The organism is Acidobacteriota bacterium, assembly GCA_029861955.1.
Classification (GTDB): Bacteria; Acidobacteriota; Polarisedimenticolia; order Polarisedimenticolales; family Polarisedimenticolaceae; genus JAOTYK01.
In genome coordinates, this window is sequence record JAOTYK010000017.1 from 35,824 (window position 1) to 50,262 (window position 14,439).

The window sequence follows — 14,439 nt, forward strand, 5'->3', positions numbered from 1 at the left end:
TCGGCTCGGGATGAGCGTGGTTGACATAGCACTTGTTACCAGACACGGTTTCCGAAAAAGGTGGATAGAACCTCTTAGCCGCGAATCCTGGGGCGGGAGTGGTTGCCCAGCATCGAAGCCTCCGAAAAAGAATCCTGGCATTGTCCGTGGGAGGCTAGACTAAGTCGTTGAGGCGTGGGAACCTAGCGCGGAGGTGGAAGCGTTTACTTTCGCTGGACCGGTACAGCGGCCACGAGGATCTGCCAGGGGTGGAGCACTGGTGCCATTCGCGGATCGTAGCGAGATCGGTGCTCGCTCGACAGTTGTCCGCGGTTGCGTGGACGCGGTAGAATTGCCCGGATTCGGGTTCGGCCGTGTATTTGGACGGCACGGGTCAGCACGGGATAGGAGCTTTCATCCACGTCTTGGCGAATCGCTCAAGTAGGCTTGGGTTTCACGTAAGCGCATGTTCATCAGACGCTGAACCTGCGAAGTACTCTGTGAGTTCGAAGAAGGGCTCTTGTTCTTCTTACCCACGGTTGCTGAGGACGAGCCAGCGATGGGGGCGCCGACCGCGTACGGCCTAGCGTCCCCCGAGATCGATGGTGCCTACTTGCGCAGCGAGAATTCGACGATCTTCACCGTCCCGTCGTCCAGCGTGACGTGGATCTGGTAGGTCGCCGGGGCGTCGTAGCCCTTGGTGGCCAGGTTGAATATGTAGTGCTGATCCACCGCGTCCCAGCGGAACACGTTGCCGTCGTCGCCAGAGTTGCCCGAGTCCTCGGTCATGTCGGTCTCATCGACGGTTCCGGTGTCCGTATCGAGCATTTTGTACACCGCGATCGAGGCCACTGCCCCGCTGACGGATGTGCCACCGCAATCCAGCGTGAACTTGATCGGGATCGTCCGTCCCTTATTGCTCTGCTTGATCGAGGCCTCCCCGTCGTCCCGGATCGGCGGCTTGAAGCCGCCCCAGCCGTAGAGCACCTGCACCGTGGAGCTGTCGGTGCCGGCGTTCCCATCGACGTCCGTCCCGGTGAAGGTCACCGTGGTCGTGTCCACGCCGAGTATCGGCGGGCAATCGTCGGTCATCGCCGGCGCCGGGTCGCAGGCATCGCTGACCGCCGCCGAAGCCAGCCAGTCGACCACGACCAGATCATCGGCGGGGCACTGACCCAGCCCTTCGGCCGAGACCTGCGTGCAGGCGACCTCCGACGCCGCCGGAGCCGTAACTTCTGGCGCCGTCGTGTCCTGTAGCGTGATAACTACGTCGTCGGTGGCGGTCCCACCGTTGCCGTCGTCGACCATCAGGGTGATCGTATGGCTGCCGCGGTCGAGATCGACGCTCGGGGTCACCCCGGGCGTCGTCGGACAGGTCGGACCTTCCCAACTGTAGGTGAGCGAGTCGTCGTCGGGATCGTACGAACTCGACCCGTCGAGTGTCACCGGAGACGTTCGGTCGGAGCCGCTGCAGGTGGCCCCCAGCGTCTGGTCTGGCCCCGCGTCGGCGACCGGTGGCTGGTTGCCCTCCCAGCCATTTGGCTCCGTCCAGGGGAGATGGTCGTAGAGGCCTCCGGGAGCCATATAGTATTCCCAACCAACCTCGAGGGCATCGTCACAACACCCGTTCCCGTCGATGTCGTGACAGCCTTCCCCGGGATCGTCGTGGTGCCCCCACCAGTTGCCACCCTCGGGGAAAGGCTTGTTGAAGGCGTTCCCGGAAGACCAGTAACTGCCTGCTCGTTTAAACGACGCGTCGCTCTCGATGTTGTTGTTGTAAATCAAGTTGTCGTGCGAACGATAGAGACTAATACTGTAGCTGAACCCGCTTGCCGTGTTGCGGGTGAACACGCCCCGGTACGAATACTGAAGGTTGAAGAAGTGAAAAGAGGGATACCATCCGTTGAACGTGTTACCGCTTACGGTCACATCCCATGAATTGAAGACGCTGACGGCCTCACGACGGACACGGATAGTGTTGTCGACAAGGGTGCTACGATCCGACCTAGAAAGAGCCACGCCGCGGTCGGAGTCAATGTCAAAGTTCTTGATTGTGCAGTCGTTGCAGGAGCGGGCAAGTATGGAATAACCTCCGGAATACGTCAGCCGATAGCCGTTGCCGTCGAGGGTCAAGCCGGGCATCTGGTAGACGTAGATGTAGTCCGAGATGTCCTGGGTCAGTGTGCAGGTTTTCGTCGCTTCGTCCCAAGTCCCGAACAGGTTGCATTCGTTTTGCCCTGATGTGATGTGGTACGTCCCCGGTGTGGTTCGAATCATTAACAAGCGGGGCTCCGCCAGATCCTGGGTAAGAACGTGGCTTCCGTTGGCATCGCTGATGAAGGTTTCTGCTTCGGGGCCATCGTCGCGCAGGTAGTAGGTCGTGTTCGGCGCTAGGCCGCTGATCGTCAACTCCGTGGAAGTCGCGCCCGAGGCAGCAGCGACGCTGACTATGATCATCTCGCCCATCGCGTGGAGGCGCACGTCCACCTCCTCGGTGCTGTCGAGAACGACGTCGAGGTAATCGCTGTTGGTGATCTCGAAGTGGAAACCTGTCCCGAAGACCTCGCCGGGTACCGGCGGAGGGTCTGCCTGTGCAAGTGCGATGCTGGGCAGGAACAGAACAACGGCCAGGGCAACTAGCAAACTGTGTAGCTTCTTCATCTCCCTACTCCCTTTCGCCAGGTTTGGTTGGGTGGGTTCAGACACTCCTTAACAGTTTCCCAGAGGGGAGCAGGCCGGTCTATGGAGCAGGAGACTCAATTGTCTAGGTCAGATAACCCAGAGCTAATGTACCCGTCCACCGAAACTGAACGGTCATGCGGACAGCGAATCCCTGTACCCGACCAGCGAAAGTGAACGGTCAGGAAGGCCATGAAAGCAGCGACGACTAGCCGCCATCGAGTCGCTCAATGTTGATGATGACGAGCGGAAGTCGAGTCGATTCCGCGATCCAGGGAACAAACGGCCACCGACAACGCCGCACCGCACAAACCACCCCCCACGTTTGCGAAGGAAATCACCTCGGGCGGGTACGCCTACGCCGCGCGCTTCAACTCAACGATTGGGAGATGTCTGCGACCGACCAGGTAGCTGACGTCGAGTTCCAGCCGGTCGCCGCGACGACCACGAACGGCTGCCTGCGGCCCGGCACAAGGCGAGCCTCGCGGCCAAGATCTCCGCGGCTCGAGCCGTGGTTTGCGCGAGGCCGGCCGACGGCCGAAGTAGATCTCATCAGGGGTTACGGAGTCGAGGGTGTCGCGAGGCCGGTGCCCGTTGTACCAGTCAACATACAGCGCCAGTTCCCGGCGCAGGGCGGTGCGCTGGTAGGGGACCAGCAAGCGTCTCGTCTACTCGGTCTTCAACGTCCGGATGAACCGCTCGACCACGGCGATGCTGCCGTACTTGCCGACGGCTCCGAAGCGTTGGCGGATGCATGTCGGGTTATTCTACGGGTAGTTTGAGTCGGTTCGGGATGAGCGTGGTTGACATAGCAATTGTTACCAGACACGGTTTCCGAAAAAAGGTGGATAGAACCTCTTGGCCGCGGTTGCGACTAGCGAAGGGGTCGCTTCAGCCCACCGTTGCTCGGAGAACCAGTCTTTGGGCCACTCATCTTCACGTCACGATTGCCACGCGATTTGAGCGTCGCCGATTCGGTAGTCGTCCCCAACTCGGCCACGGCCAACGCACCCGGGCTGGAGTTCTCGCCGATCCCCAGTTCGCTTGGTGGCGATTCTGTCGTCCACTGCCAGACTTCACCACCGATGTCGCGGTAGATCAGTAGACCGGTACCAGGACCGAAGTCGGCGACAAGCTCATCCTTCCCATCGGAGTCCATGTCGGCCGCGATGAGGGACTCGGGTATCTGGCCGCGGATCTTGCGCCACCTCGGCACGGCGATAGCTGTCTGAATCGCCTCGGGTTTCCTAGACACTTTCCAGCGTTACAACAATGCATTGGAGGTGTGATGAGCGGGCAGAGATAATCCGATGAGCTCAAGATCGAGCCACTGTCCGAACTGGAAATCGATACCAACGATAGTCCATCCTGGATGCGGCCAAAACTTGCCTGCTCCATTGGCTGAGGATTCGTAATCAGCAGGTCAGCGGTTCGACTCCGCTCGTCGGCTCCATGGTGGGTTACGCGGATGCCGCTTCGCGACGAAAGCTGTCGTGTGAGCCACGCGTGAAGTGCGGAATCTTCCCACGTAGCTCTGACCTGCAACGGCGCCCCCCAGATAAGGGGACGCCGTTCAACTGGTTCTCTATCCAATCAGCAGATGCAGTCGTTGCAGGTGTCACACATGCACGAACAAAACACGTTGTTGTAGCAATCCGTTTCGTCGTTGCCCTGTCGGACGCAGCGCTTTCTGTCCTTTTCACACTGCTTATCGCAACGCGGCCCCATGCTGTCTGAGTCAGACGTGCATTCGGTCTCTACCGATACATCGTCCATCGACAAAACCGGTGCATCCGCCGTCAACGCGGGCGCGGTTTCCAGCTCGAGATCACACGTCCCCAACGTCCCGTCGGAATCGGTGGCGCTCAGCTCGAAGATATCCAGCGGCACGCAATCCTTGGCATTACGGCAATCCGCAACACACTGGTTCGAGAACACCCTACCGTGCGCACATTCCACCGGCGCGTACACCTGCGGGCAGATGCAACGTCCCTTCGCTTCGACACTCGAGCCAATCATGAAGAGCGATGCAACCGCAAGAACCAACACGAGCGACAGTCCCAGCTTTCTTCGGGTCATGGTGTTCTCCCATCCAGAAAAAGATGACAAAGGTTCGCCAACCGACACACGATCATAACAAATGGGCCGAATTCGGCGTCCATACCTGCCCCCCCTCAGGGGCAGGTCGGGTCATCGAAGCAGCCGACCAGCATGTCGAAGTTCCTACCCAGACCGCAATCGCAGCCGGGGACGATGGCGTCGCAATCCGGAAAGATACCGCAGTTGTAGTGGTAACAGGAATCGATGTCCCAGAACCCGTCTGTTTCCTCACACAAGAGTTGCTCGGGCCAGCTGAGGCACGGGTTGGTGTTCGGGCGCAGATTTCCCGCGCCGTCGCGCCCGAGGGTGTATTCGTTGGTGTCGATGCTGCCGCTGATCAGATAGAAGACCACCTCGCCCGCGAGAGGGGTCATCGGTTCGTTGAGCGACGTGAGCGTCAAGCCGCAGTGGCGGATCGCCATTGGATTGGTCGTCTGCGTGTAGACTCCGGTGGCTTGCAACTCGTCGAAACCGCCGCGGTAGAGGTTCCACGCCTCGAACGATGTCGAGCTATCCCACTCGATCCATTCCTTATCGCTGAACAAGATGTGGATGACGCCGTCGGGGTCGTCGCAAACGTCGCCGATGCCGTCGAAATCGGAGTCCAGTTGATTCGGGTTAGGATCCGAAGGACAGTTGTCGCATACATCTCCGACACCGTCGGCGTCGACGTCTGCCTGCATCGGGTTGTACACGCCGGGGCAGTTGTCACAGAACCCGGCGTCCATGCTCAACTGGGGAACGAGCACCAGGTCCGGCGAGGTCGGGCTGTCGTTCCAGACCGCCACGGCCAGCACGTTCACGCCGTTGTTCAGGGAGGGAATGCCGAGCGACGAGATGTCCTGTAGTGGAGAGAAGTCCGGAGCGACGCCGTTACTGGACTCGTGTGAAGCGCTGAGGGTGTTCCACCCGGGCGGGCCGGGTGGCAACTCCGCGGACTGAAACACGCCGACGCCATTGATCCAGGCCGCATACCCGTCGTCGTAGTCGGCGCCCAATTTCAGGTTCGCCACCAGAGACACGTCGTTGATCGTGAACAGGCTTCTCGTATAAACGGAGTAGCTCCCGACCGGCACCACGGTGCCGATCAGGTTCTCCGCACCGCTGCCCGCCTCGTACCCGACGCCGTAGGTTCCGACTTGCCAACCCGAGTCGTCGAACGCCGGTGACGACCAGAACATCCCGACAACCGGATCCGCCGAGTTCGCCAGATAGGTCATCGGGGATCCCTGCCCGACCAGCACGGTTTGACCTGCTCCGGAGCAGTCTTCGATGCCGTCGCCATCGAGATCCGCAGCAGCCGGCCCGGGCAACGAAAACACGAATTGGGTGAGCAGAAAAACGCCGATGAGAGATCCGAAACGAGAAGTATGCCTGGTCATCAGAGAACCTCCTCCCTGACCGGTTAACCCCCACCTGGATTTTGGCGATACCCGGACCTTACGCCGGAATGGCGCCGTGGTCAATGACGGGTGAGAAAAGCCGGGCCCGCACCCAACGGCTCAAGGGCAATCCATTCCGGAAGCTGCAATCCCGCTGTCCCGTCCGGGTTGTTCGCCTGATCCGCCTCCCGAGTAGCTGCCGTGACCGGTGCTGGTGGCTTCACGCACGAGGTACCAATAGCCGGTCCCGGCGGTCGGGATGGTCGTCGATCACGCAACCAAGCGTGGCGTTGGCGTAATCCCCGGAGCCGCCGATGAGCGTCGCCAGGTCGCCGCGCACGACGTCATACCCGATCGTGTCGGCGCCGGAGCAAGCCCACTCAAGCTCGTCGCGCTTGACCGTGAGCTCGATGACGGCCGAGTCACCGCCGACGGTGAAAGCGATGTCGACGTCGTTTCGGAAGGCGGCGAAGTACTCGAAGCTGTCGCCTCCGATGAACTCGATCGAGAACTGGCTGCCGACGACATCGACGCCGAATTCGTACGGCGTGCCGATCGTCAGCGGCACACCCGGCGGCAGTGGCTGGAACGGCGGTGGGGTCACCGGGCCGTTGGGCAGGGTGATGCTGCCTGAAGACCCGGGGATGAAGGACAGGTCGAACACCGAATCGTCGACAGAGAGATCCTCGAGCAACGCATCGACGGCGCCCGGGCTGCAGCCGAGGGGCAGCTCCCAGGTCAGGGTTGGCGTCGGTGAGACGACGCAGCTCGCCGTCGGGAAGGTGATGTCTGCGTAACAGGCCGGCTGGTTCTGCATGTAGATCAACATCTTGGACATCGCGCCGCCGTTGAACTCGAACAGGTATCCACCCAGCGGGTAGTCGTTGCGCAGGTCGGTCAGCGAGGTGTAGCCCTCGAAGACGACGAACCAGAAATCCTCCGACGCGTCATAGACCAGTGGGAACGGGCTCCCGCCTCCGGGCGGCGTGACCGTCACGCTGGTGATGCCGGCATCCGCCGCCAGGCCGACCCCGAAGGCGAAGAACTGCCCACCGGGTATCTGTGTCGCGGTGGTGTCGATCTCGACCTCGAAGATATCCGCCTGGATGCTGCCGCAGGCCAGCACGGCCAAAAGTACGAGAAACCAGTCTTTCTTGATCCGTCGCATGCTCGCCTCCGTCTGTCTCGGGGTCCTGTACCCGGGCATGCGTCAAACGGGCGGGATTCGCGCAGCGAGGCGGTGAATGGCGCGGCGGCGCTCGGTTCAGACTTACGCGACTAGTTGAACGTGGCGCAAACGTCCTCTACCCGATCGACGTCATAGACCAGGATCAAGTTGACATCGTTGTCCGGCGCTCTGAATTTGAAGTTCCACTGGTGATCGATCGCTACGTGATCGCACACTCCGGCAGTCCCGCCGCCGGTGTTGGAGTCGATCCAGTACCGAAGCTCGTAATCCACGCCGAATTCCAGCACCGCACCGGCCCTCAGGGTGAAAGCGGGGTTCGTGGTGGCGGATACCGTGCCGTCTCCCGTGGCGAGTGTGACCACGTCAGCGGCTCGAATCAGCGCCCAATTGACCGGCTGGTCACCGTGGGGCACCTGAAAATCCGCACTCAGACTGACCCTCAGAGTGTAGGGCGACGTGTTGCCGATGACGTCGTCATCATCACAACCCGTGGACAAGAGAACAGCCGGCAGGAGCATCAAGAGCACCCAGGCGCGACTTCGAAGCAATGCATGGAATCGACTTGCTCTCGACATGATCCCTACTCCCCTTGCATCGACGATGCGAAACTCTCGGATTGAAGTACATGAATCTCCTGCGTGGGTCAAGTTCCGTGTCGTCGTCGTGTTCTCCATACGATCGAAGAGCCCCTTTCACCGTTCTCTTCTTGCGGACTGGCTGATCCGCTCAATCAGGCCCCCCACCGATCTGGACCACGCCCACACGCAAACCGCCGATCTGCTTTGGCGTCCCCGGGCTGATCTCGAAGGTAAACTCGGCCAGTGGCCCCTTCTCCGACCGGAACAGCACGGTGAGACCGGCGTCGTCCGCTCGAACGACCTGGTACACCGTGAGCGGTCCGAAGTGCTCTCCATACAGTCGGTGATACAGATCGAGGTGCTCCCCGTCTGACTTGCTCGCGCGGTAGGACTCGGCGAAATGGGCCGAGATAAACGCGGACATAGTCGCGTCGCTGTTGCTGTTGTAGACCTCGATGTACTTCGCGACCAGCGCGCCGACGGGTGAGTCGGGTAGCGCGACGAGTTCGCCGCCGCCCAGCGGAACGGCGATTGCAGCGCCGGGGTGTTGCGCCGAGGCGCCATCCGCTCCGATACGAACTTCGCCCTCCGTGCTCCTTCCCGAGACGATCGACTCGATCCACTTGCGATGGGTCGACACACGGGTGTAGCCCTCGCGCACGCCGTAGCGCCCCGGGCCCTTCCCGCGACCGTCGCTGAAGACACTGATACCGACGGTGTAGAGTGCGCCGTCGCGCATGACCAGCGCCGGCCCACCGCTGTCCCCCGGGCCGCTCACGCCCTCGAGATCCGTCGCGGCCTCGCCCTCGTCGAAGTTGAACAGGATCCAGTCGTCGTCGACCGATACGATCGTGTTCGTCGCGCCCCGCTTCTTGCCGTCCATCGCTTTGGGTCCGGTCAAGCCCGTGCCCGTATCGCCACGCCCGACGAAGGTGACCACCTGCCCCACCTCGTCGTCGTGCGGGTAAAGCTTGGCGGGCGTCACGCGTTGCACCGGTGACGCGAGTTTTAGCACCCCGACGTCGTGAGGTCCCATCTCTCGCCAGTTCGGGTGCACGAAGATCCGCGCCACCTCGTACTCGCGGCCATCGATCCTCACTCGCGGCGAACGTCTTGACACACCTCGCGCCACATGCCCAGCGGTCAGCACCCAGTCCGGTGCGATCAACACACCCGCGCCGTCGGGAAGTACGCTCACCGCGGCGGGAAACCTTTCGCCCAGTTCGACGTAGCGCGCATCGTCACGGTCGTGACGGATCACGATCGCGGCGGTGGGATGCGAAAGGAGCACGATGATGAGCGCTGCCAGGCCACGGAACATGATCGTGGAACGGGTGCTTCCGGTTTTTGTCATCGGGGTCTGCCTCCTCGCTGTGTCGTTGGATGAGATGAGTGCTCATAGCTAGAAGCGTACCAGTCGGTAGTTTAGTGGTTTCGACGGAAACGCGGCTGTGCGAAACGGAAGACATCTCTTCGCGACGCCTCGTTTGCGGTGGGCGTGCCCGTTTTGGGGTGACCTGGGCGCTCGCTTTCGCCTTCTAAGACTTTCGATCCTGCGACCGTGTCGGCGCGGACTCGATCCACAATTACAAACCGAACCACGAGACGGGAAGCAGATCGAGCCCCGCGAACCCTGATTCGTGCCGCTGTTGTCGATCCCGCACGTCTCGCCGCCCAAATATCGTGAAACGCGTCACTTCTCGTGTCTGAACAGGTGACACAACACGGAGGAACGATTGATGCGTCACGAAGAAAGTAAGCTTTTCCTGGTTCTTTTGGCTCTGATCGCGTTCTGCGGGGTCTCGAACTCGGGCAGCCTCGAGCCGCCCGGCCCACCGGCACCGACGATGAAGAACCTGAGCGACGTCGAGCCGAGGATCGCGATCCGCAACGACTACGACACGTTGACGCCGGTCGTGATCAGCTTTTCCGGATCTTACTACCTGGCCGAGGATATCTACGGATTCCACGGCGCTCACGGAATCGAGATCCAAGTGGACGACGTGACGCTCGACCTGAACGGCTTCTCGATCATCGGGAATATCGAGGTGGGTTCGCTCGATGGGATCAGCGCGGGCACGCTCAACAACATCACGGTGCGTAACGGTCGCGTGCGCCAGTTCCAACGTGGGGTAATGATCAACGCCGGCAATGGATCGATCGTCGAGAATGTTCAGGCCAGCCTGAACGGTCTGATAGGCGGTGGCGGGCAGGGTATCCAGATCAGCAATGGCGTGATTCGCAACTGTGCGGCGATCGGAAACGCCGGAACCGGTATCGTTGCTTACGGCGGTGTCATCGAGAACTCTGCCGCCGACGGAAACGGCGGCGATGGACTCGTGGTCGGCGACGGCGTCATCCGCGGTTCGGTCTCCGACAACAACGGCGGACACGGCATCTCGGGTTCGCTTGGGGCGCTGATCGTCAACAACGTCAGCTCCGGCAACACGGGTTCAGGGATTTCCAGCCACGGCGTCTCCTCGGTCATCGGCAACCTCACGACGGATAACACGGGTGCCGAGATCAGCGCCGCCGGTGCGTTGATCCTCAACAACAAGACCAACTGAGCGGAGTCGGCCATGGCTTGGAAACGAACAGCGGTCGCTCTTCTCTTTCTACTCGCGTCTTCCGGAGTTTTATTCGCGGAGAACATCGACCCGCTTAACAAGTACGCCTGGTCCGAGAACGCGGGCTGGATCAACGCCCAACCGACGGGACCCGGCGGGCCCGGGATGCAGGTCGATGAGTTCGAGCTGACGGGCTGGATGTGGGCCGAGAACTTCGGCTGGATCAGCCTCGATTGCAGCAATACCTCCAGTTGCGCGACGGTCGACTACGGTGTGAACAACTCGGGCGGTGTCCTCAGTGGGTACGCCTGGGCCGAAAACGCCGGCTGGGTGAGCTTTTCCTGCGCGAACACCGGATCCTGCGGGACGGCGAGCTATGGCGTGGTGATCGACAGCACGACGGGGTCGTTCAGCGGCCACGCGTGGGCCGAGAACTTCGGTTGGATCTCGTTCGAGTCGATGGGACCGAATCCTTTTCAATTGAAGGCGAACTGGACCTGTTCCGTTCCGGTCGGATCGCCCTCGGTAACGCTGGACAAGGCGGCGGGTGGGATGACCCAACTGGACTGGGCTCCGCTACCCGGCGCGACCGGATTTGATGTCACGCGAGGAGATCTCGGGCTGCTTCGCTCGAGCGGGGGCAACTACACCGGTTCGATCCTCGACTGCGTCGAGGACAACACGCCGGCCGTCAGCGCGCTTCACGGCGGCGATCCGGCGCCGGGCGAGGCGTTCTGGTTCCTCGTCCGTGCCGCGGATTGCGGCGGCGGGACCTACGACGGCGCGGGTCCGTCGCAGGCGGCACCGCGCGATGCCGGGATCGCGAACTCCGGGGCCGGGTGCCCCTAGGGTTCGGCGTTGCGCACGCCTCCGGGGTCGCGCATCGCGAATGCGGCGGGGGGAGAATCCTTCGCGGGTTTCGTTAGGGGCGCGCGATGCCTATCGATTCAGACCTTCAAGGCAAACAGCAGGTCCCGCTTAAGATCCGACAGATGTTCAATCCCCACCGACACCCGGATCAGCCCGGCACTTACCCCCAGCCGCTCCAGCTGTTCCGGATCCATGTCGGCGTGGGTCATCGACATCGGGTGTTCGACCAGGCTCTCGGTGCCACCCAACGAGACCGCCAGCCGGAAGACCTCGAAGCGATCGAGGACGGCAAACGCCGCCTCCTCGCCGCCATCCACCTCGAACGCCAGTAACGAACCCTGCCCGGTGCACTGTCGCTGGAACAACGTCTGCTGCGGGGACCCTTGCTCGAGCAGCGACGGATGGAGTACGCGGGTGACCCGCGGATGTTCGGCCAGCAGACGGGCCAACACCCCCGCGCTCTTGGCCTGCCGACGCATGCGTACCGAAACCGTTTCCAGGGAGCGCAGCAGCAGCCAGCCGTTGAATGGGGTGGTGATCGTGCCGAGAATCGTACGCAGATCGAGGATCGGTCGCATGAGCCGCTCGGGACCCGTGGCGACCCCCGCCACCAGATCGCTGTGCCCGCCCAGGAATTTCGTCGCCGAGTAGATCACGATGTCGGCGCCCAGGTCGGCCGGTCGCTGGAACACCGGCCCCAGCAGGGTGTTGTCGACGACCGTCACGACGTCGTTGTTCAGCTCCTTTGCCAAACCTGCGACGGCCGCGATGTCGCTGTGTTCCATGTTGGGGTTGGCGGGTGTCTCGAGGAACAGGACCCGCACCTTCTCGGGGCCGACCTCTTTCGCAACGTCTCGCATGGACTGCGCCACGCCGTCACCGGCCGGCACGAAGTGCACCGTGACGCCGAACGAACGGAGGACGTGTTCGAACAGATAGTGGGTCCCGCCATAGACCGGTGTCGTCGACAGCACGACATCGCCGGGCTTGACCAGGGCCAGCAGCGTCGTCGAGATCGCCGCCATACCGGTGGCGAACGTGGCGCCCATCTCGGTGCGGTCCCAGACCGCCATCCGTTCCTCGAAGATCTGCAGGTTGGGGTTGTTGAGACGGCTGTAGATCAGCCCTCGTTCCTCACCGGCGTCCGCTTCCCGCAGGCCGTAGGCCAGCTCGAAGAACCGCTTGCCCTCCGCGGCCGACGCAAACTGAAACGTCGAGGTCAGAAAAACCGGCGGCTTGACCGCCTGCTGGGAGAGTTCGGGGTCGTAGCCGTAGCCCAGGGCCAGGGTCTCCGGGTTGAACTCTCGATCGCCGTCGCTGTGAGTGCGTTTCATGAGGTCATTCTAGGTCTTGCGGTCGACGGTCTACTGACCCGGACGGTCGATTGTTGCCATGGTCGGTGGGTCGCCATCTGGATACGATGACTTAAAGGCCGAATCTGGAAACGTGTCTCCTACTCGAAGGGGGTGTCGCGATGAGAACCCGTTTGCTTCTGGGAAACGAGGCGGTGGCGCAGGCCGCGATGGACGCCGGTATCGGAGGCGTTTTTTCGTATCCCGGAACACCGTCCACCGAAGTCTTCGAATACATCGCGAACGAGCCGGGACGGAACGGGAAGGTCTCCGCGCTGTGGTCGGCCAACGAGAAGGCCGCCTACGAGGAGGCCCTCGGCATGTCCTACGCCGGTCGCCGCGCGCTAGTCTCGATGAAACACGTCGGACTGAACGTGGCCGCCGACCCGTTCGTCAATTCGGCGCTAACCGGTGTCAATGCGGGTCTCGTGCTGGTCGTCGCCGACGACCCCGGCATGCACTCGTCGCAGAACGAGCAGGACAGTCGTCACTATGGCGAGTTCGCCCAGATTCCGATCTTCGAGCCCTCGGATCAGCAGGAGGCCTACGAGCTGACCCATCGGGCGTTTACCTACTCGGAGGAGATCGGCCTGCCGGTCATGCTCCGTCTGGTCACACGGTTGGCCCACAGCCGCTCCAACGTCGCGTTCGAGCACGCCGACGAACACGACCACGCCGCGGCCCTGCGCCCGTTGCCCAACCCCAACGACTGGACCCTCGTGCCGGCGATCGCGCGGCGGAAGTTCGCCGGGCTGGTGGAAATACAGAAACGACTCCTCGACGACGCCGAGGGCTCGGCGACAAACCGGCTGACCCTGGGTGGGAAGCGCGGTGTGATCGCCGCCGGCCTGGCCCACAACTACGTGCTCGAGGCGCTGGGCGACGCCCGGGATCTCTCGATCCTCAAGATCGGCCACTATCCGTTGCCCGTCGCGCTGATCCGGCAGCTGGTCGACCATTGCGAGGAGATCCTGGTGGCCGAGGACGGCTATCCCTTCATCGAACGACGCCTGAACGGCGTTCTCGGCGTCCCCGGCAAGATCATCCGCGGCAGACTCACCGGGGACCTGCCGGCAAGTGGAGAGCTGGGGCCCGACACGTTGGCGGCATTGCTGGGCCAACCCCGCGAGGAAACCGTGGCACCGATTCAGGATCTCGTCGGCCGGCCGCCGCAGCTGTGCCGGGGCTGCCCCCACGCCGACAGCTTCAAGGCGATCGTCGAGGCCACTTCCGGTTACAAACATCCGATCCTGTTCAGTGACATCGGTTGCTACACGTTGGGTGTCGCCCCGCCCTATCGTGCCGTTCACGCGTGCGTGGACATGGGCGCATCCATCGCCATGGCCCACGGCGCGGCGCAGGCGGGTGTCCGTCCGGTGATCTGCACGATCGGCGATTCGACGTTTACCCACTCGGGCATGACTCCCCTGCTCGGTGCGATCCGCAGCGATGCGGACATGACCGTCTTCATCCTGGACAACAGCACCGTGGCGATGACCGGCACGCAACCATCGATGGCCTGTGGCGAGAGCCTGCTTCAGATCCTGAAGGGGCTGGGCGTGAATGAGGAGCACCTTCACGTCATCGAACCGTTATCCCGACGGCATCAAGAGAACGTCGACCTGATGAAAAAAGAAATCGAACACCCGGGCCTTAGCGTGATCATTCCTACCCGGGCCTGTATCCACCTACATCGCAAGATCAGCGAGGCCGCCGCGGAGGCGGTGCTCGTCTGAGGGGGAC

12 protein-coding genes are annotated in these 14,439 nt (G+C 62.2%); 3 read left to right on the forward strand and 9 right to left on the reverse strand.

Annotated elements, in window-relative coordinates:
* Positions 1-588: 588 nt before the first annotated feature.
* From OES25_10190 to OES25_10225, 8 genes are all read right to left on the reverse strand, one after another.
* Entirely contained in the window at positions 589-2,640 is a 2,052-nt protein-coding gene (locus OES25_10190; GenBank protein MDH3628012.1) for a PxKF domain-containing protein, read from the reverse strand.
* A 388-nt stretch (positions 2,641-3,028) separates the two neighbouring features.
* The gene (locus tag OES25_10195) at positions 3,029-3,211 is read right to left on the reverse strand and encodes a hypothetical protein (protein ID MDH3628013.1); all 183 of its coding nucleotides are present in this window, start codon (positions 3,209-3,211) and stop codon (positions 3,029-3,031) included.
* A gap of 321 nt (positions 3,212-3,532) precedes the next feature.
* Positions 3,533-3,913: a hypothetical protein gene (locus OES25_10200; protein ID MDH3628014.1), complete on the reverse strand. Its 381-nt coding sequence runs from the start codon at positions 3,911-3,913 to the stop codon at positions 3,533-3,535.
* Positions 3,914-4,251: 338 nt separating this feature from the next.
* Positions 4,252-4,737 (reverse strand): hypothetical protein, encoded by a 486-nt coding sequence (locus OES25_10205; GenBank protein ID MDH3628015.1) that lies wholly within the window; start codon positions 4,735-4,737, stop codon positions 4,252-4,254.
* 95 nt (positions 4,738-4,832) lie between these two features.
* Positions 4,833-6,140 (reverse strand): thrombospondin type 3 repeat-containing protein, encoded by a 1,308-nt coding sequence (locus OES25_10210; GenBank protein ID MDH3628016.1) that lies wholly within the window; start codon positions 6,138-6,140, stop codon positions 4,833-4,835.
* 220 nt (positions 6,141-6,360) lie between these two features.
* Positions 6,361-7,308, reverse strand: a complete 948-nt coding sequence (locus tag OES25_10215; protein ID MDH3628017.1) for a hypothetical protein — start codon at positions 7,306-7,308, stop codon at positions 6,361-6,363.
* A gap of 110 nt (positions 7,309-7,418) precedes the next feature.
* Positions 7,419-7,904: a hypothetical protein gene (locus OES25_10220; GenBank protein MDH3628018.1), complete on the reverse strand. Its 486-nt coding sequence runs from the start codon at positions 7,902-7,904 to the stop codon at positions 7,419-7,421.
* Between the two features lie 151 nt (positions 7,905-8,055).
* Positions 8,056-9,261: a trypsin-like serine protease gene (locus OES25_10225; protein ID MDH3628019.1), complete on the reverse strand. Its 1,206-nt coding sequence runs from the start codon at positions 9,259-9,261 to the stop codon at positions 8,056-8,058.
* Positions 9,262-9,646: 385 nt separating this feature from the next.
* Here OES25_10225 and OES25_10230 point away from each other — a divergent pair, with 385 nt between their 5' ends.
* On the forward strand, positions 9,647-10,474 hold the full coding sequence (locus OES25_10230; protein MDH3628020.1) for a hypothetical protein: 828 nt from the start codon (positions 9,647-9,649) through the stop codon (positions 10,472-10,474).
* A 12-nt stretch (positions 10,475-10,486) separates the two neighbouring features.
* The gene (locus OES25_10235; GenBank protein ID MDH3628021.1) at positions 10,487-11,323 is read left to right on the forward strand and encodes a hypothetical protein; all 837 of its coding nucleotides are present in this window, start codon (positions 10,487-10,489) and stop codon (positions 11,321-11,323) included.
* Between the two features lie 98 nt (positions 11,324-11,421).
* On the opposite strand, the gene OES25_10240 is transcribed toward OES25_10235, so the two are convergent.
* The gene (locus OES25_10240; GenBank protein MDH3628022.1) at positions 11,422-12,678 is read right to left on the reverse strand and encodes a PLP-dependent transferase; all 1,257 of its coding nucleotides are present in this window, start codon (positions 12,676-12,678) and stop codon (positions 11,422-11,424) included.
* 140 nt (positions 12,679-12,818) lie between these two features.
* Here OES25_10240 and OES25_10245 point away from each other — a divergent pair, with 140 nt between their 5' ends.
* Positions 12,819-14,432, forward strand: a complete 1,614-nt coding sequence (locus OES25_10245; GenBank protein ID MDH3628023.1) for a thiamine pyrophosphate-dependent enzyme — start codon at positions 12,819-12,821, stop codon at positions 14,430-14,432.
* Positions 14,433-14,439 lie beyond the last annotated feature (7 nt).